Source organism: Gryllotalpicola sp. CP2-P1 (assembly GCF_057512245.1).
Genome location: NZ_JBLRDT010000346.1, coordinates 1 through 1,626, shown reverse-complemented (window position 1 = coordinate 1,626; position 1,626 = coordinate 1). Strand labels below are relative to the sequence as shown.

The 1,626-nt window shown below is 69.4% G+C and carries 1 protein-coding gene; it reads right to left on the bottom strand.

Translation table 11 applies throughout. The features are described 5' to 3' along the window. Positions 1-110 precede the first annotated feature (110 nt). The coding region (locus ACM2XV_RS15060) for an O-antigen ligase family protein (RefSeq protein WP_487027528.1) at positions 111-1,626 on the bottom strand (1,516 nt) is incomplete at its 5' end.

Genomic DNA, 1,626 nt, shown 5'->3' with positions numbered 1-1,626 from the left:
GAGCTCGAGCCGCTCGTCGGGGTCGCCGTCGATGAGGCGCGCGAGCAGGCGGCCGATGACGGCCTCTTCGTCGTGGGCCGGGATGATGACGCTCATCCGGTGATTCGCGATCATGCGGTCGCCTCCTCGAGGTCGCGGTCGGAAACAGGGGTGAGCTCGAGGGCCGTGCCGCGCGTGCGGCCCGCCGGCAGCCCGCTGAGCCGCGGCGACTCGCTGAGCAGCCAGGCGCCGATCGCCCACACCCAGCACAGGATGAAGAAGGTCTGCAGGAACCCGAACGCGTCGTAGAAGAACAGGGCGGCGATGTACCCCGCGCAGGAGACCGCACAGGTGAACGCGAGGTGCGCGTAGCGGGGCGGCGTGTCGGGGCGCAGCGAGAAGGCGATCAGCCTGAGCGGCGGCACGAGCATGAAGATCGCGAGCCCGAGCACGCCGACCGCGCCGGCCTCGAGCAGCGTGCCGAGCACCTGATCGTCGAGGATGAACGCGTTGGCGTTCGCGCCCACGAGCACGCGCGAGCCGAAGCCGGTTCCGAAGAACGGGTTCTGCGCGACCTTCGCCATCGCGGGGCCGAGGTCGGCGAGGCGCCCGGCCCCGCCCCAGCCCGCCGAGGTGTACTGCGAGGCGAGCAGCTGGGCCGGGTCGAGGAACGAGCCGATCATCGTGCCGATGAGCTTCGGCAGGGCGACCGCGCCGATGAGCAGCGCGGGGATCGCCGCGCCGAGGAGGATCGCGGCGACCCGCGGGCGCAGCGCCAGCGTGAGCAGGATCATCACGGCGATGACGATGACGGCGGTGCGGCTGACGGCGGTCGTCATACCGAGCAGGGTCACCGCGATCAGGCATCCGTACACGATCGTGCGGCTGATGCGATTGACCGGCTTCGCCCCGTACTTGCTCAGCCAGACGGCGAACGGCAGCGCCATGCAGAGCATGACCGAGAGGGCGATGGGGTGCTGCGCCGAGGCATACGAGCGGTCGCCGCCGGCCCGGAACGACTGGGTCTGATCGCTGATCAGCTTGAGCGGCAGCACCTTGCCGAGGTCGAGGAACACGTTGACGTTCGTGACCTTCTCGACCACGGCGAAGAGCGCGACGACCGCGGCCGACCAGACGAAGAACTGGATCAGCAGCAGCACGCGGCGCTCGTCGCGCAGCAGCTGCCGAACCACGAAGAACACGCTGATCAGCAGCCCGAAGTTGATGAACTGGCCGAGGACCGCCCCGCCCAGCCCGTTCTGCGAGATGTAGGCGACGTTCGTCGCCACCGACAGCATCATCGCGAAGAAGAACGCCCCGATCGAGAAGCCGAAGCGCACCGGCTTCCACGTGAAGTGCGGGTCGATCAGCAGGGCCACCACCATCGCGAGCACGAGCAGCACGATCACCACCCGATACGGCTCGAGCTGGAACGGCAGCGGGATCGGGATCGCGTAGCGCCGGACGGGGACGAACATCACGACGCTCGCGAGGATGATGAGGGCGGATGTCCACGCGAACAGCACCCGGCGGGCGAGGTAGATCACCGAGACGCCGATCAGGATGCCGCCGCCGATGAGCGGCGGCACCCAGAGCGCCGAAGCGAGCGCGACCGCCGCGAGCAGTGCCGACGCGACGATCGCCCGC